This is a genomic window from Paraburkholderia tropica (genome assembly GCF_014171495.1).
In the GTDB taxonomy this organism is placed as follows: domain Bacteria; phylum Pseudomonadota; class Gammaproteobacteria; order Burkholderiales; family Burkholderiaceae; genus Paraburkholderia; species Paraburkholderia tropica.
In genome coordinates this window covers 843,166-868,200 of sequence record NZ_CP049134.1, presented here as the reverse complement: position 1 = coordinate 868,200, position 25,035 = coordinate 843,166, and the positions used below count along the sequence as shown (strand labels likewise).

Sequence of the window (25,035 nt, the reverse complement as noted above, 5' to 3'; positions counted from 1 at the left end):
TCAGGCACGCACGCAAGATCCGCGCCTCCTTTGTCCGACGAGGAACGGATTTAAACGGGGCACAAACGAACGCAGACACCTTCCGCGCGCACGCGTCCCGACTGCGCGCGCGGTGAATGCGCTGTGCAAAAGCAGGGTGGGATGCCTGACTGCGAGTGAACCGCGACCGAACTTCAACTGAACTTCGACGGGAGCCGCGTTCGCCGACGGAGCGCTCGGCAGCGCGACTTGAACCGATCGATCAAGCGTCCTGCTCCGAGCCCAGATCCCGCTGATAGTCGATGCCCTCGGCGCGCGCGCCGCCCTGATTGTGCTCGCCGTCGGGCGGCACGCCGGGCGCGGGGCGATTCTGGCCGGCCGGATCGGGGCTGTATCCGGACGCACCGGACGCACCGGACGCACCGGACGCACCGGAAGCGCCGGGCGAGCCGGAAGACGGATCGGCGGAACTGCCGCTTTTCGGTTCTCCGTCACGCGAGCCGCGCCGGGCCGAGTGACGTGCGGAGCGGCGCAATGCGGGATGTCTCATGTCGATGCCTCCAGCGGGAAGGCTGCCACGCGGCGTGGGCGTTTTTTATAGTCTAGGGTTCGCCGCGTGAATTTGCCGGTAAATATGGCGATTGGTTTGTAACTCGTACATAAAAATCGCGGATGTCACCGATGCTGCAACACTGGCGCGGCCCGGGACGGCGCGGACGGGGTTCGATCGTCGCCGGGACGGCAGGTCCAGCTTACCCAACGCGCCCAGCGCGCCCAGCGCGCCCACGCCGAGCGGCCCGCCTCGCGCGCATACGCGGCCACGCGCGCCCACTCGTCGTGCGACTCGCGCGTGCGCATCACGGGATAGTGTCGGATCGAGCGCGGCACTTCGCCCGGCTGCGGCGGCGGATCGCCGACCGGCGGCACATCGGGCGTGCCGGGTTCGCTGGGCGGCGGATCGTCGGGCTGCGGCGTATGGGCAAGCCACGGCTTCACGCGGAACGGATCGGATTGTTTGCAACTGGGCATCGTGCACTCCTCCAAAGGTCGTCGATGAACCCGTCTGCAAGCGACATACCAGCCATGTCGATCGGCGGCTCTCGCCCCGCGTCTGCGCGGCATCGGCGCGGTATCGGCAATCTGCGCCCAATGCAAAGCGCCCGTTCGGCCGGCGCGATTTACATCGCATACCGGCACGAACGGGCGCTGACTTCAGTGCGTCTTGAGGCTTATCGCCTTATCCGGACAGGGCGGCTCAGGCTCCCGCGCGCGCGGGCGTCTCGCCCTTGCCCGTCTCGTTGCCATACTCGACCAGCCGGTTATAGAGCGTCTTCAGGCTGATGCCGAGAATCTCCGCCGCGCGCGTCTTCACGCCGCCGCACTGTTCGAGCGTCGCGAGAATCAGTTGACGATCGGCGTCGGCGAGCGAGGTGCCGAACGGGATCGTCACGGCCGTGCCCGCCACGGGCTTCGACAGCGAGATCTGCAAAGGCACGGCCGCCGTGAGATCGCCTTCGTTGCCCGACATGATGTGCGCGCGCTGCACGTAGTTCTTCAGTTCGCGCACGTTGCCGGCCCACGGATAGGCCGCGAGCATCTCGCGCACCGCGGGCGGAAACTGCTTCTTCGTGCCGTGGCGCTCGTTGAGTTCGTCGAGGAAGGCCTGCGCCAGCAGCTCGACGTCCTTGCCGCGCTCGCGCAGCGGCGGCAGGTTGATCGGGAACACGTTCAGACGGTGATACAGGTCCAGACGCAGCTTGCCCTCGGCCACGGCCTGCTCCGGATCGCGATTGGTGGCCGCGATCAGGCGCACGTCGGTCTCGATTTCCTTGGTCGTGCCGACGCGCATGAACATGCCGGTTTCGAGCACGCGCAGCAGTTTCACCTGCAGCTCGATCGGCATTTCGGTGATTTCATCGAGGAACAGCGTGCCGCCGTTCGCGCGTTCGAAATACCCCTTGTGCTGACGGTCCGCACCCGTGAACGAGCCGCGTTCGTGGCCGAACATTTCGGATTCGATCAGGTTCGGCGAAATCGCGCCGCAGTTCACCGCGAGGAATTCGTGCTTGCGGCGCAGGCTCAACTGATGGATGGTCTGCGCGGCGACTTCCTTGCCGGTGCCCGACTCGCCCACCAGCATCACCGAGGCGGGCGTGGGCGCGACGCGGCTGATCTGGTCGTAGACGTCCTGCATGACCGGCGAATTGCCGAGCATCAGACCGAAACGGCCCATGCGGCGCAGCTCGCCGCGCAGCGTGCCGATTTCGGCCTTGAGATCGCCCGCGCGCGGCAGACGATTGAGAATCGCCTTCACGCGCTGGAGGTTGATCGGCTTCACGAGGTAGTCGATCGCGCCGTTCTTGAGCGCGTCGACGGCCGTCTCCACGGTCGCGTGACCGGTGATGACCACGAGTTCCACGCCCGAGCGCGGATCGAGATCCTGGAACAGATCGGTGCCGCTGCCGTCGGGCAGCTTCAGATCGGTGAACACAACGTCCGGCATTTGCCGGATCAGCTGGATGCGCGCTTCCCGCAGGTCGCCGGCCTGCGCGGTGGTGAGTCCGTCTTCGCCCACCACGGCGGCGAGCGCTTCGCGGGTTTCTGCGTCGTCATCGACAATCAATACATGTGGCATCGCGTCTCGTCAGCCCTGAAAGGTGAGTGGCTCCTGGGCGCACAACACGACGCGCCGCAGCAAGTTCCAGCGCGACGGACAACAGAGTCCGACGTCGCGGGCTGCGCGGCGCGAGGGTGGCGCTGCAAGTGGAGTGCGAAACGGCCGGGTACGCTCAGGACGGCGAGCGCGGTCTTTTAGCTGCATGATCGCAACAATCTCGCGACCCGCAGTCAACCCAAACCTTGATTGTTGTGGATATGGCCATTATAGACATATTCCAGATGCGGATGCGTGGCATTCACGGTGACATCGGACGCCCGGCGCGCGCGTCGCGAGGACGTGAGCGCCGTGCCGATGTTGCGTCGAAAGCCGCATCCGCTACCGGAATGCGTCCTCCTGCACCTCAATGCCGCGTGGCCGGATCGCTGCCGCTTTGCGGAAACGGCCATGCGCCGCTCGAGGCGTCGCCCGCCGCGCCGTTGACCGGCTCGCCGCGCGCCATCACGCCGGCGGCCATCGCATCGCCCGTCGCTGCCGCGCCCGGCGCCACGCCGCTCTCCGCCAGCGAGCCGCCCTCGCCCTCCCAGCGGTTCAGCTCGCGGTGAAACGTCTGACGCTGCATGCGGTGACGCTGCGCAAAACGCCACGCCAGCATGCCTGCCGTCGCGCCGAGCGCACCCACCGCCACGAGGGTCCCAATCAGTCCAGGCTTGTTCTTCGCCATGTCGCACTCTCCCAGGTTGTTGTCGGAAATGCGGTCAGAATCGGCAGCCGTGAGCAGATGAACCGGCCACCGATCTATCGGCGCATACGCCGCGCCAGGTAGGATAGACGCCCGTGCGCAGTCCGACATGCGGAGCACGAGGCGTGCCAGCCGGTCCGCGCGCCGAATTCTGGCCGCAGTCGACGGCGTCCGGGCGCGCATCGGGGCGCATTCGCGCAGAACGCGGCGCGCAGCGACAATCCGGGCACGTCCATTGCCCTGCGACGCGCGGCAGTGGTTAAATGTTTACGAGATGGAAATCCCGTGGCCGCCGGGCAAGGTATCGCCTGCGCCGTTTCGCACAGCCAGTTGGCCAGATCGTGCGGCTCGCCAGCCGCCGAGGCCGGCAAGCCATGCCCGATCCGCCCGACGCGCGCAACGCCAGCGCCCCGGCTTCGGGCCACACACCACACTTTGCAGGACGACTACCCTATGGCGACAATCGAGCCGGGCTCGCCCGCCGCCGAGCGCGATGCAATGCGCGACGAACAACGTAACGAGATGCTGGATGAACGGCCTGACGAGAAGCGTGCAGGAAAGCGCAGTGAAAAACGCAGCGACAAGCCGCGCGCCGCGGCACGCCGCGACAAAACCGACAAGCCCGACAAGCCCGACGACGCGCGCATGAGCGAGGAACGGAGCGCGCGCGTCGCGGGCCTGGAATCGTACGGACGCCTGTACGGTTCGTCGGCGGTCATGCAGGACCTCTACGAGCAGATCCGGCGCGTTTCGGTGACCGAGGCGACGGCGCTGATCGTCGGCGAATCGGGCACCGGCAAGGAGTTGGTCGCGCGCACGATTCACGAGGAAAGCAATCGCCGCGACGGTCCGTTCATCGCCGTGAACTGCGGCGCGATTCCCGACGAGCTGATCGAAGCCGAACTCTTCGGCCACGAAAAAGGCAGCTTCACGGGCGCGGTGCAGGCGCGCGACGGCCACTTCGAGCACGCGCGCGGCGGCACGCTGTTTCTCGACGAAGTCACCGAAATGTCGCTGCTGCATCAGGTCAAGCTGCTGCGCGCGCTGGAGTCCGGCGAGTACTACCCCGTCGGCAGCAACGAGGCGATTCGCGGCGACGTGCGCGTGATCGCCGCGACCAATCGCGACCCCGTGGCCGCCGTGCGCGACATGGCGCTGCGCGAGGATCTGATGTATCGCCTCGCGGTGTTTCCGCTGCGCGCGCCGCCGCTGCGCGAACGCGAGCGCGACCGCGAACTGCTCGCCCAGCTCTTTCTCAACGAACTCAACGACGAGAGCGGCACGCAGAAGGTGTTCAGCAAGCGCGCGCTCGAAACGGTGCGCAACTGGTCGTGGCCCGGCAACGTGCGCGAGCTGAAGAACGCGGTGTATCGCGCGTTCATCCTCGCCGAGAAGCAGGTGGAGATCGCGCATCCGCAACTCGTGCCGCGCGTGAAGAAGCCCGTCACGCAGGGCGATGCGATGAGCGTGTGGATCGGCACGCCGCTCGCGGACGCGCAAAAGCAGATCATTCTCGGCACGCTCAAGCATTGCGGCGGCGACAAGCGTCTCGCGGCGCGCACGCTCGGCGTGAGTCTGAAGACGCTGTACAACCGGCTCGGCAGCTACGGCGCCGAGGACGGCGACGCGCCGCCGCCGGAGGACATCGACAGCGACGAAGGCGACGACGCGCGCGACGACGCATGATCGCGCGCGGAAGATTTCAGGCGAAAGGAATCTGAAACGAGGCTGTCGGTTATCGGCAAGCGCGTTGCCGAATACGTCGACGAAAGCGTCGGCAAAAAGCCTCGAAATGTTGCGAAATAGCCGTCATCGCAATCACGTTAGGACAAGCGGTGCACGGCATTTTGCAATTTCTTGCACTTTACCTATGCCCTTGTGTAAGTCCTTCCTGCACAATCCGCAGCACGAAAACGTGCTGGAGGCTTGCGCAACGCGGCTTCCGGCCGCAAGCGGCAGGGAAAGGATCATGCAAGAACGAAGTGCTCTGGCGTGCAACGCGCCGATGGCGGCATCGCCGATCGACTCGACGACTCACCCGATCGCTGATTCGCCGCGTGAAACGATTCGTATCGCGCTCGCACGGCACGCCGCTTCGTCGGCGCGCTGGCGCCGCGCCGCGTCGCTCTCGCTGCTCGCCACCGTGGCCAGCTTCGCGTGTTCGGCGTGCAGCTCGCTCTACTCCGAGGGCGCGCAAACCGGCGCCGGTATCGCGGGCGCCGCCGTCGCCGCGAAGGTGACGAACAACGCGGCCGTGGCGACCGGCATCGGCCTCGGCGCGCTGGCCGCCGCCAAGGCCGGCGTGCAGTACTCCGAGCGCGTCGTGCACACCAACACCCAGGACAGCATCGCGAAGGCCGCGGGCCCGCTCGACGTCGGCGCCGTCGCGCCCTGGTCGATCGTCCATTCGTTTCCGATCGAAGACGACGAACACGGCCGCGTGACGGTGAGCCGCACGATCAGTTCGGGCGCGCTCGACTGCAAGGAAATCGTCTTCTCCGTCGATCACGACGCGACGAAGGACAAGGCCGCGACGAGCGCGTTCTACGTGGCCTCGGTGTGCCGCGACGGTCAGAACTGGAAGTGGGCGTCGGCCGAACCGGCCACCGCGCGCTGGGGCGCGCTGCAATGAACGGCGTGAATTCCCCGGCCGTGGCCGCGACACGTGCGGCGCGCGCGCGGCGTCCCGGCGCATCGCGCGGGCTCTCGCTCGTTGCACTCGCGGCGCTCTGCGCGAGCGTTGCGCTCACCACCAGCGGCTGCGGCTCAATCGGCGCGGCCAGCGGGGCCGCCGCCGCGGCCGCCACCGGCATCGTCACCGCGAATCCGGCCGTGGGCGTGGGCGTGGGTATCGCCGTGCAGGCGGCCACCGACGAAGCCGTCAACCGCTTCATGAAGAGCATGCACGCCGACCAGCAGGAGCTGATCGCGGAAACCGCCGGACGTCTGCCCGTCGACGGCACCGACACCTGGCGCATCAAGCACACGCTGCCCGTGGAAAACGGCCACGGCAAGGTGCGCGTGACGCGCGCGTTCGCGTCGGCGCTCGCGCTGTGCAAGGACTTCGTGTTCTCCGTGCAGGACGGCGACGCCGCCAACTCGCCCGAGCAGTGGTACACCGCCACCGCGTGCCAGGATCAGAGCACCTGGAAATGGGCGACGGCCGAGCCTGCCGTCGAGCGCTGGGGCGCGCTGCAATAATCGCTCGCACAACACGAAAAAACGGTCGCCTCGGCGACCGTTTTTCATGGTGCGTATCGCGTGAATGCGATCCGCAAATCGATCAGGACTCCACGTCTTCGAGACTGAAGATTTCCGACTGGTCGTTGTACGAGAAGATCTCGCCGTAACGGCCCCAGTCGATCACGGTGTCGAGCGTCTCCTCGGCCGCGCCGTCGGAGAGAAAGTCTTCGAGTTCCTGCTCGAAGCGCACGCGCGGCGCGCGGTGGCCCGGACGCTCGTTGAGCACCTTCTTGATCCGCGCCGCGAGCGGCACATGACGCAGCAGATGCTCGGCGAACATCATCTTGCGCTCCTGCGTGCCGAATTCCGCGAACACGCGGGCGGGCGGCGTGAGCAGCACGTCGCCTTCGCGCACATCGGCGAAACCGAGGTGTTGCAGCACTTCCGCGATCGGGAACAGATCGTCCACTTCCAGATGCAGCGAGCGGGCGATTTCCGGCATGTCGGCGCGGCCGTGATACGGCGCGGCGGCGAGCGTTTCGATCAGACCGGCCATCAGGTTGGTCGACACGCGCGGCAGCCAGCTGCCGAGTTCGAGGCCCTTCCTCGTCGTCTCGCCGGTCTGACGCGCGGTCATCTTCGCGTAGATGTCGTCGACCAGCTTGCGGAACGCCGGGTCCAGACGATTGCGCGGATGCTTGAACGGCACCTTGATTTCCGCGACCACGCGACCCGGATTCGACGACAGCACCAGAATGCGGTCGCACATGAACACCGCTTCCTCGATGTTGTGCGTGACGATCAGCACCGACTTGATCGGCAGACGCCCTTGCGTCCACAGATCGAGCAGGTCGGTACGCAGCGTTTCGGCGGTCAGCACGTCGAGCGCGGAGAACGGCTCGTCCATCAGCATGAGCATCGGATCGACGACGAGCGCGCGCGCGAAGCCCACGCGCTGGCGCATGCCGCCCGAGAGTTCGCGCGGATAGGCGTTTTCGAAGCCGTCGAGACCGATCAGGTCGATCGCCGCCAGCGCGCGTTCGCGACGCGCGCGCGCGCCCACGCCCTGCGCTTCCAGACCGGCTTCCACGTTCTGCAGCACCGTGAGCCATGGGAACAGCGCGAAGGTCTGGAACACCATTGCCACGCCTTCGGCCGGGCCGTCGAGCGGCTTGCCGCGCCACGTCACTTCGCCGCCGGTCGGCTCGATCAGCCCGGCGATGATGCGCAGCAGCGTCGACTTACCCGAACCGGAGCGGCCGAGCAGCCCGACGATCTCGCCTTCGCGCAGCGAGAGATTGGCGTCGTCGAGCACCAGCAGTTCGCCCTGCGACTTGTTGAAGCCCCGGCATACGTCCTTGACACGCAGGATTTCCTCGCCGAGCCGCGGCGGATTCGGGGCCGTCTGCACGTCGCCGTGCGCGGTGCTCAGGGTCTTGGGGTTTTGCATCGCGTTACCTTCGATCCTTCGTTGATTCGCTGAATTGTCGCAGTCTTCGCCCGATGGCGATCAATCGAGCCGCAGCCGCGATTCGGCATGCGTGTACAGCGGGCGCCAGAGCACGCGGTTGAACAGCGTGACGAACAGCGACATCACGGCGATGCCGAGGATGATCTTCGGAAAGTCGCCGGCGGCGGTCATCTGCGCGATGTACGCGCCGAGGCCATGCGCTTCGAGCTTCGTGTCGCCCCACTGCACGTATTCGGCGACGATGCTCGCGTTCCACGCGCCGCCCGAGGCCGTGATCGCGCCGGTGATGTAGTACGGGAAGATGCCCGGCAGCACCGCCTGACGCCACCACTGCCAGCCACGGATGCGGAAATTCTTCGCCGCTTCCTTGTAGTCGTTCGGGTAGGCGCTCGCCCCGGCAATCACGTTGAACAGGATATACCACTGCGTGCCGAGCACGATCAGCGGTGACAGCCAGATGTCAGGATTGAGGTGGAAGCGCACGATCACGATCACGAACACGGGGAACAGCAGGTTCGCCGGAAACGCCGCGAGAAACTGCGCGAGCGGCTGGATCTTTTCCGCGAGCGCCGGGCGCATGCCGATCAGCACGCCGAGCGGCACCCAGATCACCGAAGCGATCGCGATCAGCACGATCACGCGCAGCAGCGTGATGAGGCCGAGCATGAGCACGTGGCCGACTTCGTCGAGCGAGACGCCCGTGCGCACGTAGGCCACCACGCGCCAGACCACGAACAGCGTGAGCGCGATCACGAAGAGCGCCCAGACGATATCGCCGAGCTTCGAGCGCGCGCCGCCGCGCGCGGGGGCCGCGGGCGCGGCGCGCTGGATCGTCGGAAACGCGGGCAGACGGAACGGAATGCGCGCGGCCTTGGCGAAAACCCAGCCGAGCGGCACGAGCAGTTCGTGAATCAGATGCGTGCGGCGGATCAGGTCGAGCAGCCACGACTGCGGCGCGTCGCCGGAACTGGTGTTCTCCATGCGGAACTTGTCGGCCCACGCGACGAGCGGTCGGAACAGCAGCTGGTCGTAGGCGAGAATCACGACCGTCATCGTCAGGATCACCCAGCCGATCGCGTGCATGTTGCGCTCGGCGATGGCCTGCGCGAGATAGGCGCCGACGCCCGGCAGCGTGATCGTGTTGTTGCCCACCGTGATCGCTTCGGAAGCCACCACGAAGAACCAGCCGCCCGACATCGACATCATCATGTTCCAGATGAGGCCCGGCATCGAGAACGGCACTTCGAGCTTCCAGAAGCGCTGCCAGTTGGTCAGATGGAAACCTTTCGAGACTTCGTCGAGATCGCGCGGCACCGTGCGCAGCGACTGATAGAAGCTGAAGGTCATGTTCCACGCCTGGCTCGTGAAGATCGCGAAGATCGCCGCGAGTTCGGCGCCGAGCACGCGCGAGGGAAACAGCGCGAGGAAAAACGTGACCGTGAACGAAATGTAGCCCAGCACCGGCACCGACTGAAGAATGTCGAGGATCGGCACCAGCACGAGACCGGCGCGGCGGCTCTTGGCCGCGAGCGTGCCGTAGACCAGCGTGAAGATCAGCGAGGCGACCATCGCCGCCAGCATGCGCAGCGTCGTGCGCATCGCGTATTCGGGCAGGTTCGCGGCGTCGAGCGAGATCGGCTGCGCCTTGAGCGTGGCGATGGGCGCCATCGTTTCGTGAAAGCCCACGGCGGCCATCGCGATCAGGCAGATGATCAGCGGGAACGCCACGAAGTCCCAGCGATTAGGCAGCACGCGCCACGCCGAAGCGTTGGCCGTGCGGTTCAGGTTGAACTTGAATTCCATCAGACGCCCTCCCCGTTGAAGATCGATGCGGCGGCCTCGCGGTGCGGTGCGCGCGCGGCACCAGCCACGCAAGCAACGCAAGCGGCGCGCGGAGAGCGGAAATCAGCAAAGGCAAGACGCATGGACTGAGTATTTCGTTAGCGTTGATGACGCGGCGGCGCCCCACGAGGACGCATGCCGCCGCACGCAGGGGCCGGACCCAAGGAAGCGCGCCCGCTGCCGTCCGGCGCGGCCGGCGCAACCCGCGGCGGCGCGCTCACGCGGCAGGCTTGCCTGGTTCGGAACGGCACGACACTACACCAACCTTCGTGACACATTCAACCTCGCGCGCCACGCCGGCAGGATTCCAGCAAACGCCCGCCAGGCGGGGCTTTCGAGCCACTTTCGGCGCGCTTTCCGCGACATTCCGGCCAGCATGCGGCAAAGCCTGCCGACGACTCCCCAACGTGCGCCCGCGCACACGGCGATCACGCGCGAGGCCCGCCGGACGGCGTTTGCAGGCTCGCAGACGCCGTTCGAGAGGTAGAATCGTCACGCGGCGACGGCCACCCCTTCGCCGCGCAGTGTCCCGTTGTGCCGGGCCGGTGCTTCACGCGCCGGGATATCGGGCGAGCCGCCCGCTCAAGCATCAGGCGCGCCATGCCCATCCACGAATCAGAAGGCCGATGAACAGGAGACTCTTGCGTCAGGCAGCCGGGCCGCTCGGAGTCGTGGCGGTCGCCCTCGTCTGCTGGCTGGGCGCCGGCTGGCTCGCCGACCGCATGGTGCGTCAGGAGCTCGACACGGCGCTCAAGGTCCAGCGTCAGATGACGCGTTCCGTCGTCGACAACATGGCGGAAGTGATCGCCAGCGATCTCGCCATGTCGCGTGCGATTCCCGCCACTATGGCCGAGACCCGCGTGGTGCAACAGGCGCTCACCGAGGCCGGGCATTATGCCGCTTTGCGCACATCTACGGAACTGGCGCGACGCGAAGCGTTGCAGCAGATGCCCGAGCTCGCCACCGTCAACCGCTTCCTGCACGACGCGCAAGGCTTCTCCGGCCTCGATGCGATCTGGCTCGTCAACAGCAACGGCATCTGCATCGCGTCGAGCAACGCGATGGACAAGATTTCCTACGTGGGCGTCGACATGCGTCCGCGCGCGTACCTCACCGACACGCTGCTCGGTGCGTTCTCAGAAACCTATGGTGTGGGCACCTCGAGCGGCGAGCCGGGCATCTTCGTCGCCGCACCGGCCTACGACAACGGCCTGCTGGTGGGCGCCGTGGTCGCCAAGGTGAGCATCGCGCGGCTGCGCCACTGGGTGACGCATCCGGGCACCTTCGTCTCGGACAGCAACGGCGTGATCGTGATGGCGCACGACAGCGCGCTCGAAGGGCTCGCGATGCCCGGCTCGCACGTCGAAGAAATGAACGCCGTCGACCGCGTGAACACCTATCTGCGCGAGCGCTTCTCCGAACTGTCGCTGCAAAACGCCGCCGACGCCGCCACGAGCCAGGCGCCGTGGATGCCCGCGCAGGCCGCGCAGTCGCTCGTCGATCTGCCGGGCCAGCCCCTGCCCGCTCTTTATGAGGTGCGCGGCGGGCTCAACTCGGGACTCTCGGCGCATCTCGTCGATCCGCTCAACGCCTGGCCTGAACTGCTCGCCAACCATCGGCGCGATCGTCTGCTGATTTTTCTGACGCTCGCGGGCACCGCGGCGCTCGCGGCCGTGATTTCGATCTCGTGGGTGCGCGAGCGGCGTCTGCATCGCGCGAGCCGCGATCTCGCGGGGCAACTGCAGGCCGCCAACGCGCTGCTCGCCGCCGAAGCGCGCCACGACGCGCTGACCGGCGCCCTGTCGCGCCGCTATTTCCTCGACCTGCTGCGCCGCGAAATCGACGCCGCCTATGCGCAGGGCAAGCCGCTGTGCATGGCGATCGCCGACCTCGATCACTTCAAGCAGATCAACGACCGCTTCGGCCATCCGGCGGGCGACCGCGCGCTTCAGCATTTCGTGGAAACCTGCCGCGCCGAACTGCGCTCCGGCGACGCCGTGGGACGGCTCGGCGGCGAGGAGTTCGGCATCCTGCTAACCGACACCTCGCTCTCGACCGCGCACGACGTAATCGAGCGTCTGCGCCGCGAAGTGAAGTCGAGCCCGTGCGCGGAATTGCCCGCGGAATCGAACCTGAGCGTGAGCATCGGCGTCACCGAACTGGCCGCGTCGCAAGATCAGCCCGAACGGCTGATGAGCCGTGCCGATCTGGCGCTCTACATGGCGAAAGCGGGCGGCCGCGACCGCTGCGAGGCGATGACCGCCGACGGCGCCGTGCCGCCGCGCACCGCCGCCGAAACGTGGTGAACGCGCCGTCGCCGCGCACGCCGGACATCAGCACACACTCACTTAACTGCCGAACTCGACCGGGGCAAACCGGCCCGACGCGGTATCATCGGACCAGCGCAGCACGCTCCGCCATGCTATGCGCATCGCCGAAGTCCGGCGCGCGGCGCGTCAGGTCGTTTCACAGCACATATCAGGAGGCATGCATGAAGGGAAATCTGGTCATCGTCTGCCGCGATCAGGATGCTCTCGCGTTCGACCAGTTGATGGTGGAATACGGCGCGTTCCAGACGCGCCTCTCTTCGACCGCGTGGTATCTGAAGCTCGAGGCTGCGCCCGAGCTGGTCCAGGAAGAGATTCTCGCCCGCATCGGCAAATACACGACGCACTACATCTTCGAAGCCGACAGCGTTGTCTACAACACGGTCGACAGCGAAGCCGCCGCCGCGCTCGACACGCTGTTCTCGGCCTGAAAATAAAAAGAGCGGCTGGTTCGCAGCCGCTCCGGGTCACACTGATTCATATTCGCCAACACGCATCCGCTGGACTTTCGGTCGGCTCCGGCACAGCCCGGACGCCCGCCGCGCAAATCCCCAAACCGTCTACAGCACGCCGGCGCTCACCAGATCTGAGCCGCCTCGGCCACCGTACGTTCGACCACTTCGAACGGAAAGCTCATGCGCACCGCGAGGCCGCCGCTTTCGCCGTTGCCGATGGCGATCTCGCCACCCGCGCGCCGCACCAGCCGCTCGACAATCGCGAGACCCAGGCCGCTGTGGCCGTTGCCGCCGCGCGCCGGGTCGAGCCGCACGAACGGACGGCTCGCCTGCGTAAGGTCCTGGTCGGCGATGCCCTTGCCGTGGTCGCGCACCGTGAGCGTGTAGCCCTCGGCATCGCGCGACGTTTCGATCACAACGGGCGGCGCGCCATAGGCGTGCGCATTGTCGAGCAGATTCGCGACCACGCGGTCGAGCGTGGCGGCCGGCAGACGGAAGTCCGGACCGGCCTTGAAACGCCGCTCGATCGCCAGCGTCTCGCCGCCCACCGTGCGGTAATTGCGCGCGATGCGCTCGCACTGCTCGTCGACTTCGACGGGCTCGCTGCGGTCGGCGCCATCGTGCGCGAACACCAGAAACTGGTCGACGATGTGCGCCATGGACTCCACGTCGCGCACCACGCCGTCACGCACCTTTTGCTCGTCCATCATTTCGGCGCGCAGACGCAAACGCGCCAGCGGCGTCTTGAGGTCGTGCGCCACGCCCGCGAGCATGACCGCGCGGTCTTTCTCGGTGCGCTCGACTTCCTTCACCATCTGATTGAAGCCGCGCGTGAGCTGGCGCAGCTCGCGCGGACCGCGCTCGCGCAGCGGCGGCACGGGCTGGCCGCGGCCGAAGCGCGCGACCGCGTGAGCCAGCGCGCGCAGCGGCTTTTGCACCATCCACGCCGCCACCAGCGCGGCCACCAGCGCCGCCGAGAAGATGATGATGAACCACGGCGCGCGGTCGATCGGCCGCATCATGCGCAGCGGCTGCCCCGGCACCACGATCCACTTCGCGTCCTGCGGCCCCTTCACCCACAGCGTGGGCGGACGGCCCGGCATGCCGGGGCGCACTTCCGTGCCCGGCGGCATGCGCTCGCGGATGTCGTCAAGGAAGCGGTGAAGCGGCTCCGGCATTTCGCTGCGCATGGTCGGCACGTCCGGGCTGTCGGCCGGCACCAGCTGCACCCGCGAGGGCAGCGGCTGGTCGGGCTCGCGCTGGACGTGCTGGCGCACGGCGTCGACGAGGAACATGGCCTCTTCGACCGCGTAGCGCGATTGCATCTGGTCGCGCTCGAGACGCATGAGCGCGAACCAGGCGACGTGCGACAGCAGCAGAACGCCAATGAAGAGCAGCGCAAGCCGCCCGAACAGCGAATCAACCGGCCGGCGCATGACCACTCTGCTCGCCGTCCGGCACGAAAACGTAGCCGCGGCCACGCACCGTCTGGATGAAGCGCGGCGTGGACGGATCGGTTTCGAGGATGCGTCGCAGACGCCACACCTGCACGTCGATGCCGCGGTCGGTGCCGTCGTATTCCGGACCGTGCAGCAGTTCGAGCAGGCGCTCGCGCGTGAGCGTGCGCATGGGGTGATTGACGAAAATCTTCAGGAGCGCGAACTCGCTGCCCGACAGCATGATGGGCTTGCCTTCCTGCTGGAGCGTGCGCGACTGGAAGTCGAGCGTGAAGCGGCCGAACGAGAACGGCTCGCGCTGCTCGGGCGCGGCGGCCGAGGGCAGCGTGCGGCGACGGCGCAGCACGGCCTGCACGCGCGCCAGCAGTTCGCGCGGGTTGAAGGGTTTGCCGAGGTAATCGTCGGCGCCCAGTTCGAGACCGACGATGCGGTCCACGTCGTCGGCGCGCGCGGTCAGCATGATGACGGGGATGTCGTCGCCGGACGCGCGCAGCTTGCGCAGCGCGGTGAGTCCGTCGACGCCCGGCATCATGAGATCGAGCACGATCAGGTCGGGGCGCTCGCGCTCGAGGCGGCGCTCGAGCGAGCCCGCATCGTGCAGCACCGACACTTCCATGCCTTGCCGCGCCAGATAGTCGCGCAGCAGGTCGCGCAGTTCGACGTCGTCATCGACGACCAGAATTTGAGTAGCCATGGGACGAAGTTTAACGCGCGCATGTAAGCCGTTTGCTTACACGGAGGCGCTTTGGGTTACGAGAAGTTACCGCGAAAGGCACATGTAATGTCGCGTAATGACAACGCCGTGGCCCGTAACACGCCGCTCCTGACCGGCCTATACGCTAGGGACACCGGTTGCGGCCACCCTGCTTCGGACGCCGTGCCAAACCGGACCAAACCTTCAAGGATTTGTCAGGAGCATCACCATGTACAAGACTACTTCGCGCCTTCTCGCGATCGCCGCTGCCTCTCTCGCTCTCACGGTCGGCGCAACCGCCGCCAATGCACAAACGCCGCCGCCGCCCCGGGCGGTCCCGGCATGATGCACGGCCCGCACGGCGGCCCGGGCATGCACGGCGACTTCATGATGGGCGCCAAAAAGCTGCACGACAAGCTCAACCTGAACGCCGCTCAGGAAAAGCAATGGCAAACCGCCGTCGACACCATGAAGCAGAACGGCCAGGCCATGCGCAAGAACCATGAACAGCTCAAGCAGCAGTTCGACGCGCAGAAGAACCAGCCGATCCTCGACCTGAACGCGATGCACGCCACGCATCAGCAGATCGAGCAGCAGGAAGCGCAACTGCGCGAGCAGACCGCGCAAGCCTGGCTCGCGTTCTACAACGGCCTGAACGACCAGCAGAAGACCACCGTCAGCTCGGCGCTCAAGGAGCACTTCGCGAAGATGGAACAGCGCCACGAGAAGATGCGTCAGCGCTGGGAACAGCACCGCCACGACAAGGGCGCGGCATCGGCGCCGGGCGCGCAGTAAGCAACCGGGCGCCAATCGAGGCGCGCGCCTGAGCGGACGCGCGGCGGGTCGCGCCGCCGCACGTCCGCCCGGCGCGGGCCTGACCGCCCGGTTCAGCAAAGACGCAAACAAAAGCGAAAGCGCCGCGAGTCTCATCCCTCGCGGCGCTTTTTTCATGGCCGCGCGCGGGGGGCCGCCCCGCGCGCAGCGTCACACGCACGGCCTGCGCGTCCCGTGCGGCATCACGCCACGTCGAACAGCAGCACTTCCGCCGCTTCGCCCTTCGCGAGCACCACGGCCGTTTCGGCTTCGATCATCGCCGCGTCGCCGGTGTCCAGGCGCTCGCCGTTGACCTCCAGCACGCCGCGCGCCACCTGCACGTAGACCCGCCGCCCCGCCGGCACCGCATATTCGGCGCGCTCGTCGCCGTCGATCAGCGCTGCGTGAATCGAGGCGTCGGCCTGCACCGTCACCGAGCCGTCGCGCCCGTCGGGCGAGGCGATCAGGCGCAGACGGCCGCGCTTGTCGGCGTCGTCGAACCGCTTTTCCTCGTAGCCCGGCGCGCCGCCGCGTTCGGTCGGCAGCAGCCAGATCTGCAGCAGATGCGCTTCCTCGTCCTTCGAGGCGTTGAACTCGCTGTGCATCACGCCCGTGCCGGCGCTCATGCGCTGCACGTCGCCGGGGCGGATGGTCGAGCCGTTGCCCATGCTGTCGCGGTGCGCGAGCGCGCCGGAAAGCACATAGGTGACGATTTCCATGTCGCGGTGGCCGTGCGCGCCGAAGCCGCGTCCGCCCGCGATGCGGTCGTCGTTGAGCACGCGCAGTGCGCCGTAGTGCAGATGCGCTTCGTCGAAATAGTCCGCGAACGAGAAGCTGTGATACGTGTCGAGCCAGCCGTGGTTGGCATGGCCGCGTTCGTCGGCGCGTCGGATCGCAAGCATGGGGATTCTCCGTTCAGTCATGTCGATGTCCGAAGGTAGGGGCGGACGGCCTCGCGCACAATCCGCACCTGCGCACCGCATCGTTTCGCCAGCAACATCAATGGCCGGCGCGGGCGCGTCGCGGCCGTCCGGACACCGATCGGGCGCCCGATCGCCGCTCGATACGCGCCCCGCGACCAATTCTGTCAGGCCTGAACCACATGCCTGGTGCCGAGTCGCCCGCGTGCGCCCTGGCTTCGGGTAAAATACCGCGCTTTTCGGCCAGCGCCAGCTCGCGCGCGACCCGGCGCCGGCTTTGGGCGCCAGCCTGGACGCCCTGCGCGTCCGACCCGTATTTTTGATCGCCTACAATGGCGGCGCTCCGGCCACGAGCCGGTTCGCGCAAGTCGCGAGCGAGCGCCGGTATCGACGCGCGCCGCCGGCGCCGCGGTCCCGAAGCGCCCGCCTCAGCTATGGAAGGGACGGAGTCAGTGATGAACCACTCGCTGCGCCCCGACAGGAGAAAGATGAAGAAGTTCGCAGTGTGCGTCGCGCTCGCCCTGATGGCGGGCAGCGCCGCGGCCAGGGATTGGCATACCGTGCGTATCGGCGTCGATGCGAGCTATCCGCCGTTCGAGTCCAAGGCCGCCAACGGCCAGATCGTCGGTTTCGACGTCGACCTCACGAAGGCGCTGTGCGCGCGCATGAACGTGAAGTGCGTGTGGGTGGAAAACGACCTCGACGGCATCATTCCGGCGCTCAAGGCGCGCAAGTTCGATGCGATCGTCTCGTCGCTGACGATCACGCCGCAGCGCCGCCAGCAGATCGACTACTCCGACAAGCTGTTCGACGCGCCCGCGCGCATGATCGCGCGCAGCGGTTCGCCGCTGCTGCCGACGCCCGAATCGCTCAAGGGCAAGAACGTCGGCGTGGAACAGGGCTCGACCCAGGAAGCGTACGCGAAGGTCCACTGGGCGCCCAAGGGGGTGAACGTGGTGTCGTACCAGAACCAGGATCAGGTCTATCAGGATCTGATCGCGGGCCGCCTCGACGCCACGCTGCAGGATGAAGTGCAGGCCGACTACGGTTTCCTGAAGACGCCGCGCGGCAAGGGCTTCGGCTGGGCCGGTCCGGAAGTCGAGGATCTGGCGACGATCGGCGACGGCACCGCCATCGGCCTGCGCAAGGACGACGCCGACCTGAAGGCGAAGTTCAACGCGGCCCTCGCCTCGCTGCACAAGGACGGTACGTTCGACCAGATCGCGAAGCAGTATTTCGACTTCCCGATCTACAAGGGCAAGTAACTCGGGCAAGCGAGCCGGGCAAAAGGCCGGCGCGCGCGGCGCGCCCGGGGCTCGCCCCGATGGACCGCGCAGGCGCTTCGTATACAGTGCGAAGCGCGTCCTGCGAAGACGCCGTCCAGAGCGCCATTCGACACCATTCGACACGCGCCTCCAGGACACGGAGACCGACGGCCACGCGGCGAAGCCTCGCCAGCCGCGCTTGACCGGATTTGAACCGCGGCAGTCGCTGCCGCGCCTTTCGCGAGGCGCCCCTCGGCATCGAGGACGCTTCGTCGAGGACTCACCTATGTTTCTTCAAGGCTACGGCCCGCTGATCCTCGCCGGCACCTGGCAGACCGTCAAGCTCGCGGTGCTCTCGCTCGTGCTCTCCTTCGTGCTCGGGCTGATCGGCGCGGCGGCGAAGCTCTCGAAAAACCGCGCCGTGCACGGCGCGGGCACGGCCTACACCACGCTGATCCGCGGCGTGCCCGATCTCGTGCTGATGCTGCTGCTGTTCTACAGCATCCAGATCTGGCTGAACGACCTCACCGACATGCTCGGCTGGGATCAGATCGACATTGACCCGTTCCTCGCCGGCGTGGTGGTGCTCGGCTTCATCTACGGCGCGTACTTCACGGAAACCTTCCGCGGCGCATTTCTCGCCGTGCCGCGCGGCCAGCTCGAAGCGGGCCACGCCTACGGCATGACGAACTGGCAGGTGTTCACGCGCATCATGTTCCCGCAGATGATGCGCTTCGCGCTGCCCGGCATCGGCAACAACTGGCAGGTGCTCGTGAAGTCCACGGCGCTCGTCTCGATCATCGGTCTCGCCGACGTCGTGAAGGCCAGCCAGGACGCCGGCAAGGGCACGCTGCGCTTTTTCTTCTTCACGCTGCTCGCGGGCGCGATCTATCTCGGCATCACGACGGTCTCGAACTTCGTGCTGATGTATCTCGACAAGCGCTACTCCACGGGCGTGCGCAAAGCGGATCTCTGAGATCCAGGCTCAGGCGGAACTTAGCCAGAAGACAAGACAAGGCCAACGACAATGCAAGACCTGATCCAGCTGATCCAGCAATACTGGCGCAACTATCTCTACACCGACGGGTATCACTTCACGGGCGTCGCGATCACGGCCTGGCTGCTGGTGATTTCGATCGGCCTCGGCTTCTGCCTCTCGGTGCCGCTCGCCGTCGCGCGCGTCTCGAAGAAGAAGTGGCTCTCGGGCCTCGTGTGGCTGTACACGTACATCTTTCGCGGCACGCCGCTCTACGTGCAACTGCTGCTCTGCTACACGGGCCTCTACAGCCTCGAAATCATCCGCAATCACGAGCTGACGAGCGCGTTCTTCCGCAGCGGCATGAACTGCACGCTGCTCGCGTTCACGCTCAACACCTGCGCGTACACGACCGAGATCTTCGCGGGCGCCATCAAGGCGACGCCCTACGGCGAGATCGAGGCCGCGCGCGCCTACGGCATGAGCCCGTTCACGCTGTATCGCCGCGTGATCCTGCCGTCGGCGCTGCGCCGCGCGCTGCCCTACTACAGCAACGAAGTCATCCTGATGCTGCACGCGACCACCGTCGCGTTCACGGCCACCGTGCCGGACATCCTGAAGATCGCGCGCGACGTGAACTCGGCGACGTACCAGTCGTTCGGCGCGTTCGGCATCGCCGCGGTGCTGTACCTGATCATTTCATTCACGCTCGTGTGGCTGTTCCGCCAAGCCGAGCGCCGCTGGCTCGCATACCTGCGACCGCAAGGCAAGTGAGCCAACGAGGTCTTTGATGAATTCCCAGAAGCAGAAACTTTTCGTCGATTCGATCCACAAGCAGTACGGCGACAACGAAGTGCTCAAAGGCGTCTCGCTCAAGGCGAACGCCGGCGACGTGATCAGCGTGATCGGCTCGTCGGGCTCCGGCAAGAGCACGATGCTGCGCTGCATTAACTTCCTCGAGCAGCCGAACGCGGGCCGCATCTTCGTCGACGGCGAAGAAGTCGTCACGAAGGCCGACCGCCGCAGCGGCGCGCTCGTGGCCGCCGACGTCAAGCAGTTGCAGCGCGTGCGCACCAAGCTCGCGATGGTGTTCCAGCACTTCAACCTGTGGTCGCACATGACGGTGCTCGAGAACGTGATCGAGGCGCCGGTGCACGTGCTCGGTCTTTCGCGCAAGGAGGCCGAGGACCGCGCGCGCGTCTATCTGGAGAAGGTCGGGCTCGCGCCGCGCGTGGAGAAGCAGTATCCGTCGCATCTCTCGGGCGGCCAGCAGCAGCGCGTGGCGATCGCCCGCGCGCTCACCATGAACCCCGACGTGATGCTGTTCGACGAACCGACTTCGGCGCTCGACCCCGAACTCGTCGGCGAAGTGCTCAAGGTGATGCAGCAGCTCGCCGAGGAAGGCCGCACGATGATCGTCGTGACGCACGAAATGGGTTTCGCGCGCAACGTTTCGAATCATGTGATGTTCCTGCATCAAGGCCGCGTGGAAGAGGAAGGCGTGCCCGCCGAGGTGTTCGCCAATCCGAAGAGCGACCGTCTGCGCCAGTTTTTGTCGGGCAGTCTGAAGTGATGCCGGGTTTTGTAGTCGCGCTGCATAGTCAGTCTATGTAGTCGACTACATCCGTTCCAGCGGCGATGTAGTAAAAGTAGTATTTCAAGGCGCTTTCTGCGCCTTTTCTTTTTTCCTTCGCAACCCGCCTCTCGCCCCCGAAAATCGCCGCCAAAAGCGCGTTTTTCGCATTACTCCTGCGTCCTTCACGCGTCAATAGTGGCAATCCTGAGGAGCCCCCCTGACGATCCGTGTGTCCCTTGTCTGATAAGGATTTAGGCATACTTTTCAGACTCGGGTGACCACCATCCAGGAAGGCCATATGGCAATTTGACGACACCCGGCGCCGCCCGCGCGATTTCGTTCGCCACCGCCCACCTTTTTTGCTAAATTAGTAACCAAAGTAGCAAAACAAACTTCTTTAAAAGTAGTTTCACTTCAAATAAGAACGGGAGATGCCAGTCAACCAGGGGATCTGCATGACGACTCGATCAGGTTGTCCTGCTCGCATCGTTTCCGTACGCCGATCCTCCGGGTCACACTCCCTTTACGCGACCGTTTCTGTCCGCAGCACCCCGAAGGCGCGCGGACGTCTTTCGCAGTACTAAGGTTGACTCTTTGACAGGGTATGGAGGAGAAGATGAAGAAAGCATTGCTCGCCGCAGCATTGATGTCGGCTGGCGTCGTGGCGCATGCGCAAAGCAGCGTGACGCTCTACGGCCGCCTCGACGCAGGTGTGGCGTACATGAACGGCGTCGGCGCCGGTTCGGGCGCAAACGGCCAGGCTACCCATGGCACGAGCCAGGTTCAGCTCGAAAGCGGCTACTGGGGCACCAGCCTCTGGGGCATGAAGGGCGTTGAAGACCTCGGCGGCGGCAACAAGGCACTCTTCCAGTTGGAAGGCAGCTTCAGCACGGCAACGGGCGCAGGTCCGGGCAACGGCGGCCTCTTCAATCGCTGGGCAACGGTCGGTATGTCGAACGACAACTACGGTACGCTGCTGTTGGGCCGCGAACTGATGATCGTCAACGGCATTTGGGACTTCGACCCGTTCGGTCAGTCGAACTGGTCGTCGGCATCGATGGTCCGTGGTCGTAACTGGCCGCAATCAAGCAACAACATTTCGTACCAGTCGCCGAAGTTCTACGGCTTCGACGTGTACGGCCAGTACTCGTTCTCGAACGCCACGAACTGGAACGGTAACGGCACGACGTCGCAAGGCCGCCAGAACGGCATCCAGCTGACCTACACGAACTCGCTGTTCCAGGTTCGCGGTATCTACGACGAAATCCGCAATCCGGCCAACGGTACGCTGGGTGGCACGTACGACCAGACCAACGCAGACAACGCCTCGCAAGGCGTCTTCGCGTACTCGCGCGACTACATGGCGATGGTCAACGTGTTCCTCGGTCCGTTCAAGGTTCAGGGCGGCTACGAAGCCGTTCGCTCGTCGGGCATGACGGGTCTGGCAATCGGCCAGCCGAGCACGCTCGATCACGAGTGGGGCGGTGTGACGTGGCAAGCCACGCCGGCTGCCGCGCTGATCGCCGCGGTCTACCACGTCAACGCGAACAACGGCGGCGGCAACGCCACGCTGTACACGATCGGCGGCTCGTACAACCTGTCCAAGCGCACGCTGCTCGACCTGCAGGTCGCCACGGTGCAGAACAGCAAGTCGGCCAACTTCGGTCTGAACGCCAACAACTACGGCGACTCGGCTGCCACGGGCAACCCGCTGGCCGGCCACAGCCAGACCGGCGTGTACGCAGGCATCCAGCACTCGTTCTAATTCCGGACGAGTGTAGACAGAACAGCTACATCGACGTTTTCACGCTGCTGCGAGAGGCGCGTATCGGTGCGGTGTCCGAAAGGGTACCGCACCGTTTTTTATTCCTGGGCGACCTTCGGGCCGCCCTTTTTCTTTGCCGGCGTCACGCTGTGACGTGACGCCCGTGCGGACGATCGATCAGACCGCCGCTTCGTTCTCTTCGCCCGTGCGGATGCGGATCACGCGCTCGACGTCGGTGACGAAGATCTTGCCGTCGCCGATCTTGCCGGTGCGCGCCGCGCCGATGATCGCGTCGATCACCTGGTCGGTCTGCTCGTCGGCGACCACGACTTCGATCTTCACCTTCGGCAGGAAGTCGACCACGTATTCGGCGCCGCGATACAGCTCCGTGTGGCCCTTCTGGCGGCCGAAGCCCTTCACTTCGGTGACGGTCAGGCCCGTGAGGCCCACTTCGGCGAGCGCCTCGCGCACTTCGTCGAGCTTGAACGGTTTGATGACGGCGGTAATGCGTTTCATGGCGATCCTCGTTCGGTATCGGTTACGTAGGTTTCGTATCCGGTGACTTGCGGTAAATGGGCAATGTGACTGGCGTAATTTTACGCCGCCGGCTCCTGCGCGGGCACGCGCTCCAGATCGGCGAGCCAGACGACCGATTCCGAATCACTCGGCGCGCGCCAGTCGCCGCGCGGCGACAGCGAGCCCCCCGTGCCCACCTTCGGCGCGTTCGGCACGCAACTGCGCTTGAACTGGCTCTGGCGGAAGAAGCGGTCGAGGAAAATCCGCAGATTGCGCTTGATGGCCGCCAGATCGTACTGATTGCGCGCGACCTCGGCGTTCTCCGGCCACGCGCCCGTCTCGCGGTCGCGCCACGCGTGACGCGCGAGGAACGCGACCTTCGCGGGCGTGAAGCCGAAGCGCAGCGTGTAGTAGAGATTGAAGTCCTGCAGCTCGTACGGTCCGATCGTGCTTTCGGTCTTCTGCTCGGGCGCGCCGTCCGACTTGCCGGGAATCAGTTCGGGGCTGATGTCGGTGCCGAGAATCGCTTCGAGCACGTCGCGTCCGCTCTCGCCGTTCTGGCCGATCTGGCCGGTTTCCGCGACCCAGCGCACGAGGTGCGTGATGAGCGTCTTCGGCACGCTGGCGTTCACGTTGTAATGCGACATGTGATCGCCGACGCCGTAGGTGCACCAGCCGAGCGCGAGCTCGGACAGATCGCCCGTGCCGATCACGATCGCATGATTGAAGTTCGCGAGACGGAACAGATGATTCGTGCGCTCGCCCGCCTGCACGTTTTCAAACGTGATGTCGTAGCTTTCCTTGCCTTCCGAATACGGATGGCCGAGGTCTTCGAGCATCTGCATGCAGCTCTTGCGGATGTCGATTTCGCGCGCCGTGCAGCCCACGAGATTCATCAGCTCGCGCGCCTGGCGCAGCGTGCGTTCGCTGGTCGCGAAGCCCGGCATCGTGTACGCGAGGATGTTCGCGCGCGGCAGCTTGAGGCGGTCCATCGCCTTCGCACAGACGAGCAGCGCGTGCGTGGAATCGAGCCCGCCCGACACGCCGATCACCACCTTCTTGATGTTGGCCTGCGAGAGACGCTGCACGAGCGCCTGCACCTGAATGTTGTAGACCTCGTTGCAGCGTTCGTCGCGGCGCTTCGGATCGGCCGGCACATACGGGAAGCGCTCGACGCGGCGCTCCAGCGCGAGCGTTTCCTGCTGCCACGGCGCCGCCCCTTGCGCGTTGTCTTGTGCATTGCCGACGGCGCATTCGATCACGCGGAACTTCGCGATTTCGTCGGCGTGACGGCGGATCGAATCGCCGAATGTGGTCTGGCGAATGCGCTCCTGCTGGAGGCGCTCCAGATCGACATCGGCGTAAATGATCTGCGAATCGTCGAAGAAACGCTCGGACTGCGCGAGCAATTCGCCGTTTTCGCAGACGAGCGCCTGACCGTCCCACGCGAGGTCCGTGGTCGATTCGCCCTTGCCCGCCGAGGTGTAGAGATACGCCGCGAGGCAGCGCGCCGACTGCTGCGAAACCAGTTGATGGCGATAGCCCGCCTTGCCCACCACCACGTTGGACGCCGACAGATTCACGAGCACCGACGCGCCCGCAAGCGCCGCGAACGACGACGGCGGAATCGGCACCCAGACGTCCTCGCAGATTTCCACCTGGAAGCGCAGGCCCGCGACCTCCGGCACGTCGAACAGCAGCGCGGCGCCGAACGGCACGTCCGCGCCCGCGATGCGCACGCTGTCGACGCTCGCGCTGTCGGCGGCGCTGAACTGGCGCGGCTCGTAGAACTCGCCGTAGTTCGGCAGATAGCTCTTCGGCACGATGCCCGCGACGCGGCCGCCCGCCACCACGGCGGCGCAGTTGAACAGCGAATGCCCGACGCGCAGCGGCAAACCGACGATCATCGCGAGCGGCAGCGTCTTCGAAGCTTCGGCGATCTGCGCGAGCGCGTGCTCGCAGGCATCGAGCAGCGCCTGTTGATGGAAGAGATCGTCGCAGCTATACGCCGACAAACCGAGTTCCGGAAACGCGACGAGCACCGCGCCCTTCGCCGCCGCCTCGCGGGCGAGCGCGAGCGTCTGTTCGGTGTTGAAGACCGGATCGGCCACGTGGCAGCGCGGCAAGCCCACGGCCACGCGCGCGAAACCATGCGAGTAGAGATTGAAGAAGCGCTCTTTCATGTCGATAACCTTGGGCTCTTGAGGCAGTCGGCGCACGCGGCGCCTGGCAAGCGAATGGCGAGGTTCTGGTACGGTTCGTGCTGGCCGCGCGAACGTGCGCATTGCATGACGACGGCGCAACGACGGCAGCGGCACGATAGCGGCGGCGCGCCAGCGCTCACCCGTTCGGAGGGTTTGCTTTACCATGACCGCTTGCCGCGGCGCGGCGAAACCGGCGCACCCGCGCCGCGACGGGCCGAAACCCTCGCCGCCCG

The 25,035-nt window shown here is 66.0% G+C and carries 21 protein-coding genes and 1 pseudogene; 11 read left to right on the top strand and 11 right to left on the bottom strand.

What is annotated here, in order from left to right; all coding sequences use genetic code 11:
• Positions 1–241 precede the first annotated feature (241 nt).
• The 4 genes from G5S35_RS03825 to G5S35_RS03810 all read right to left on the bottom strand — a co-directional run bounded on the left by G5S35_RS03825 (position 242) and on the right by G5S35_RS03810 (position 3,320).
• Complete coding sequence (locus tag G5S35_RS03825) at positions 242–529, bottom strand: hypothetical protein (RefSeq protein WP_183038601.1); 288 nt, start codon at positions 527–529, stop codon at positions 242–244.
• A gap of 125 nt (positions 530–654) precedes the next feature.
• Positions 655–1,008 (bottom strand): hypothetical protein, encoded by a 354-nt coding sequence (locus G5S35_RS03820; RefSeq protein ID WP_183038857.1) that lies wholly within the window; start codon positions 1,006–1,008, stop codon positions 655–657.
• Between the two features lie 226 nt (positions 1,009–1,234).
• A complete protein-coding gene (locus tag G5S35_RS03815) occupies positions 1,235–2,614 on the bottom strand; it encodes a sigma-54-dependent transcriptional regulator (protein ID WP_065063729.1) in 1,380 nt (459 codons plus the stop codon).
• A gap of 385 nt (positions 2,615–2,999) precedes the next feature.
• On the bottom strand, positions 3,000–3,320 hold the full coding sequence (locus G5S35_RS03810; RefSeq protein ID WP_065063731.1) for a hypothetical protein: 321 nt from the start codon (positions 3,318–3,320) through the stop codon (positions 3,000–3,002).
• 663 nt (positions 3,321–3,983) lie between these two features.
• Here G5S35_RS03810 and G5S35_RS03805 point away from each other — a divergent pair.
• The 3 genes from G5S35_RS03805 (at position 3,984) to G5S35_RS03795 (ending at position 6,539) form a co-directional block, all read left to right on the top strand.
• On the top strand, positions 3,984–5,024 hold the full coding sequence (locus G5S35_RS03805) for a sigma-54 interaction domain-containing protein (protein ID WP_065063785.1): 1,041 nt from the start codon (positions 3,984–3,986) through the stop codon (positions 5,022–5,024).
• A 319-nt stretch (positions 5,025–5,343) separates the two neighbouring features.
• Positions 5,344–5,970, top strand: coding sequence for a hypothetical protein (locus tag G5S35_RS03800; RefSeq protein ID WP_373681616.1), 627 nt, complete (start codon positions 5,344–5,346; stop codon positions 5,968–5,970).
• Positions 5,967–6,539: a hypothetical protein gene (locus G5S35_RS03795; RefSeq protein WP_234774820.1), complete on the top strand. Its 573-nt coding sequence runs from the start codon at positions 5,967–5,969 to the stop codon at positions 6,537–6,539. The genes G5S35_RS03800 and G5S35_RS03795 overlap by 4 nt, the downstream gene beginning before the upstream one ends.
• 82 nt (positions 6,540–6,621) lie before the next feature.
• Here the strand turns inward: G5S35_RS03795 and G5S35_RS03790 are convergent, their stop codons facing one another.
• Together G5S35_RS03790 and G5S35_RS03785 are read right to left on the bottom strand one after the other, a co-directional pair.
• Positions 6,622–7,971 carry an ABC transporter ATP-binding protein gene (locus G5S35_RS03790; RefSeq protein ID WP_183038600.1) on the bottom strand — a complete coding sequence of 450 codons (1,350 nt, stop codon included), beginning with the start codon at positions 7,969–7,971 and terminating at the stop codon, positions 6,622–6,624.
• A 60-nt stretch (positions 7,972–8,031) separates the two neighbouring features.
• Positions 8,032–9,795 (bottom strand): ABC transporter permease, encoded by a 1,764-nt coding sequence (locus tag G5S35_RS03785; RefSeq protein ID WP_065063736.1) that lies wholly within the window; start codon positions 9,793–9,795, stop codon positions 8,032–8,034.
• Between the two features lie 665 nt (positions 9,796–10,460).
• Here G5S35_RS03785 and G5S35_RS03780 point away from each other — a divergent pair.
• Positions 10,461–12,140, top strand: coding sequence for a sensor domain-containing diguanylate cyclase (locus G5S35_RS03780; RefSeq protein ID WP_065063737.1), 1,680 nt, complete (start codon positions 10,461–10,463; stop codon positions 12,138–12,140).
• A gap of 185 nt (positions 12,141–12,325) precedes the next feature.
• Positions 12,326–12,592, top strand: a complete 267-nt coding sequence (locus G5S35_RS03775) for a double-stranded DNA-specific endonuclease (RefSeq protein ID WP_065063739.1) — start codon at positions 12,326–12,328, stop codon at positions 12,590–12,592.
• Positions 12,593–12,738: 146 nt separating this feature from the next.
• Here the strand turns inward: G5S35_RS03775 and G5S35_RS03770 are convergent, their stop codons facing one another.
• The gene (locus G5S35_RS03770) at positions 12,739–14,052 is read right to left on the bottom strand and encodes an ATP-binding protein (RefSeq protein ID WP_176080484.1); all 1,314 of its coding nucleotides are present in this window, start codon (positions 14,050–14,052) and stop codon (positions 12,739–12,741) included.
• Positions 14,036–14,767: a response regulator gene (locus G5S35_RS03765; protein WP_065063743.1), complete on the bottom strand. Its 732-nt coding sequence runs from the start codon at positions 14,765–14,767 to the stop codon at positions 14,036–14,038. The genes G5S35_RS03770 and G5S35_RS03765 overlap by 17 nt, the downstream gene beginning before the upstream one ends.
• 229 nt (positions 14,768–14,996) lie before the next feature.
• Between G5S35_RS03765 and G5S35_RS03760 the strand changes: the two are divergent.
• A pseudogene (locus G5S35_RS03760) lies at positions 14,997–15,562 on the top strand (Spy/CpxP family protein refolding chaperone).
• Between the two features lie 221 nt (positions 15,563–15,783).
• On the opposite strand, the gene G5S35_RS03755 reads toward G5S35_RS03760, so the two are convergent.
• Positions 15,784–16,482, bottom strand: a complete 699-nt coding sequence (locus G5S35_RS03755; RefSeq protein ID WP_124261126.1) for a pirin family protein — start codon at positions 16,480–16,482, stop codon at positions 15,784–15,786.
• Positions 16,483–16,988: 506 nt separating this feature from the next.
• On the opposite strand from G5S35_RS03755, the gene G5S35_RS03750 reads away from it, so the two are divergent.
• The 5 genes from G5S35_RS03750 to G5S35_RS03730 all read left to right on the top strand — a co-directional run bounded on the left by G5S35_RS03750 (position 16,989) and on the right by G5S35_RS03730 (position 22,082).
• Positions 16,989–17,765, top strand: coding sequence for an ABC transporter substrate-binding protein (locus tag G5S35_RS03750; protein WP_065063749.1), 777 nt, complete (start codon positions 16,989–16,991; stop codon positions 17,763–17,765).
• Between the two features lie 286 nt (positions 17,766–18,051).
• The gene (locus tag G5S35_RS03745) at positions 18,052–18,741 is read left to right on the top strand and encodes an ABC transporter permease (RefSeq protein WP_065063751.1); all 690 of its coding nucleotides are present in this window, start codon (positions 18,052–18,054) and stop codon (positions 18,739–18,741) included.
• 60 nt (positions 18,742–18,801) lie between these two features.
• The gene (locus G5S35_RS03740) at positions 18,802–19,515 is read left to right on the top strand and encodes an ABC transporter permease (RefSeq protein ID WP_065063791.1); all 714 of its coding nucleotides are present in this window, start codon (positions 18,802–18,804) and stop codon (positions 19,513–19,515) included.
• A gap of 16 nt (positions 19,516–19,531) precedes the next feature.
• Positions 19,532–20,314 (top strand): ABC transporter ATP-binding protein, encoded by a 783-nt coding sequence (locus G5S35_RS03735; protein WP_065063753.1) that lies wholly within the window; start codon positions 19,532–19,534, stop codon positions 20,312–20,314.
• Between the two features lie 619 nt (positions 20,315–20,933).
• Positions 20,934–22,082, top strand: a complete 1,149-nt coding sequence (locus G5S35_RS03730) for a porin (RefSeq protein WP_065063793.1) — start codon at positions 20,934–20,936, stop codon at positions 22,080–22,082.
• 177 nt (positions 22,083–22,259) lie between these two features.
• On the opposite strand, the gene glnK is transcribed toward G5S35_RS03730, so the two are convergent.
• Both glnK and G5S35_RS03720 read right to left on the bottom strand, forming a co-directional pair.
• A complete protein-coding gene (gene glnK / locus G5S35_RS03725; protein ID WP_065063755.1) occupies positions 22,260–22,598 on the bottom strand; it encodes a P-II family nitrogen regulator in 339 nt (112 codons plus the stop codon).
• An 80-nt stretch (positions 22,599–22,678) separates the two neighbouring features.
• A complete protein-coding gene (locus G5S35_RS03720; RefSeq protein WP_183038599.1) occupies positions 22,679–24,781 on the bottom strand; it encodes an NAD(+) synthase in 2,103 nt (700 codons plus the stop codon).
• Between the last annotated feature and the right edge of the window lie 254 nt (positions 24,782–25,035).

Bases quoted from the DNA above. Each gene is read 5' to 3' on its own strand.
- G5S35_RS03825 (WP_183038601.1), bottom strand. From the start codon at position 529: ATGAGACATCCCGCATTGCGCCGCTCCGCACGTCACTCGGCCCGGCGC.
- G5S35_RS03820 (WP_183038857.1), bottom strand. From the start codon at position 1,008: ATGCCCAGTTGCAAACAATCCGATCCGTTCCGCGTGAAGCCGTGGCTT.
- G5S35_RS03815 (WP_065063729.1), bottom strand. From the start codon at position 2,614: ATGCCACATGTATTGATTGTCGATGACGACGCAGAAACCCGCGAAGCG.
- G5S35_RS03810 (WP_065063731.1), bottom strand. From the start codon at position 3,320: ATGGCGAAGAACAAGCCTGGACTGATTGGGACCCTCGTGGCGGTGGGT.
- G5S35_RS03805 (WP_065063785.1), top strand. From the start codon at position 3,984: ATGAGCGAGGAACGGAGCGCGCGCGTCGCGGGCCTGGAATCGTACGGA.
- G5S35_RS03800 (WP_373681616.1), top strand. From the start codon at position 5,344: ATGGCGGCATCGCCGATCGACTCGACGACTCACCCGATCGCTGATTCG.
- G5S35_RS03795 (WP_234774820.1), top strand. From the start codon at position 5,967: ATGAACGGCGTGAATTCCCCGGCCGTGGCCGCGACACGTGCGGCGCGC.
- G5S35_RS03790 (WP_183038600.1), bottom strand. From the start codon at position 7,971: ATGCAAAACCCCAAGACCCTGAGCACCGCGCACGGCGACGTGCAGACG.
- G5S35_RS03785 (WP_065063736.1), bottom strand. From the start codon at position 9,795: ATGGAATTCAAGTTCAACCTGAACCGCACGGCCAACGCTTCGGCGTGG.
- G5S35_RS03780 (WP_065063737.1), top strand. From the start codon at position 10,461: ATGAACAGGAGACTCTTGCGTCAGGCAGCCGGGCCGCTCGGAGTCGTG.
- G5S35_RS03775 (WP_065063739.1), top strand. From the start codon at position 12,326: ATGAAGGGAAATCTGGTCATCGTCTGCCGCGATCAGGATGCTCTCGCG.
- G5S35_RS03770 (WP_176080484.1), bottom strand. From the start codon at position 14,052: ATGCGCCGGCCGGTTGATTCGCTGTTCGGGCGGCTTGCGCTGCTCTTC.
- G5S35_RS03765 (WP_065063743.1), bottom strand. From the start codon at position 14,767: ATGGCTACTCAAATTCTGGTCGTCGATGACGACGTCGAACTGCGCGAC.
- G5S35_RS03755 (WP_124261126.1), bottom strand. From the start codon at position 16,482: ATGCTTGCGATCCGACGCGCCGACGAACGCGGCCATGCCAACCACGGC.
- G5S35_RS03750 (WP_065063749.1), top strand. From the start codon at position 16,989: ATGAAGAAGTTCGCAGTGTGCGTCGCGCTCGCCCTGATGGCGGGCAGC.
- G5S35_RS03745 (WP_065063751.1), top strand. From the start codon at position 18,052: ATGTTTCTTCAAGGCTACGGCCCGCTGATCCTCGCCGGCACCTGGCAG.
- G5S35_RS03735 (WP_065063753.1), top strand. From the start codon at position 19,532: ATGAATTCCCAGAAGCAGAAACTTTTCGTCGATTCGATCCACAAGCAG.
- G5S35_RS03730 (WP_065063793.1), top strand. From the start codon at position 20,934: ATGAAGAAAGCATTGCTCGCCGCAGCATTGATGTCGGCTGGCGTCGTG.
- glnK (WP_065063755.1), bottom strand. From the start codon at position 22,598: ATGAAACGCATTACCGCCGTCATCAAACCGTTCAAGCTCGACGAAGTG.
- G5S35_RS03720 (WP_183038599.1), bottom strand. From the start codon at position 24,781: ATGAAAGAGCGCTTCTTCAATCTCTACTCGCATGGTTTCGCGCGCGTG.